Consider the following 669-nt stretch of genomic DNA (forward strand, 5'->3'; position numbering starts at 1 on the left):
TCCAAAATTAAAATTTGCAAATGAACTGGAAGTATTAATAATCAAAGATATCATCCTAAAATGTGGCGGAGATCCTAATAAAATTAATGAAATAATAAACTCAACATAAAGGTTTCGAACACTTATGATTATAAATCCGCGCTATCTAGATCAATTATCATTATTTATTAGGAAAATTTAGAAACAATGGATCGAGATGGTTTAACCCAAGTAATTAACAATATAAGTAATTACGAAACTTTAAAAGAACTTTTATTAAATTCTACTATTGAAGAAGATATAAAAAGCTATTTAATAGAATTATTCAACAAATTTAATTTTAATAATTTTGAGATATTTTTTGAGAGTATAGAGGATGAAATCACTCTTGTTTTTTTTCCAAATAAGAATAATGATGATTCTGGAAAACTTACTTTTTATATTAAAAAAGATCATTACAAAATTTATATATATGGTTGTAAATTTGCTTTTGATAAAGAAGAATTTAAAATTAAATCTCGCTTAGCTTTAGATGGTGAATATTTTGTGAAAGAAATAATATGGATAATTCGGTTTGATTTGTGCCACTGATTTCGGAGCTATAGTGCCAGTAATTTCAGTTCAAACTGTGCCACTTTTTACAGTTCGAATTGTGCCAATGTAAATTGAGTCGAGTTAATTTCGGTTCTA

The 669-nt window shown here is 25.7% G+C and carries 1 protein-coding gene; it reads left to right on the top strand.

Features of this window, described 5'->3' with window-relative positions; all coding sequences use genetic code 11:
- Nucleotides 1–186: 186 nt before the first annotated feature.
- Nucleotides 187–570: a hypothetical protein gene (locus FOF46_RS31035; protein WP_143919282.1), complete on the top strand. Its 384-nt coding sequence runs from the start codon at nt 187–189 to the stop codon at nt 568–570.
- Nucleotides 571–669 lie beyond the last annotated feature (99 nt).

It is taken from the genome of Aquimarina algiphila, from assembly GCF_007489275.1.
GTDB classification, from domain to species: domain Bacteria; phylum Bacteroidota; class Bacteroidia; order Flavobacteriales; family Flavobacteriaceae; genus Aquimarina; species Aquimarina algiphila.

Coding starts and splice junctions, on each gene's coding strand:
- FOF46_RS31035 (WP_143919282.1), top strand. CDS start 187: ATGGATCGAGATGGTTTAACCCAAGTAATTAACAATATAAGTAATTAC.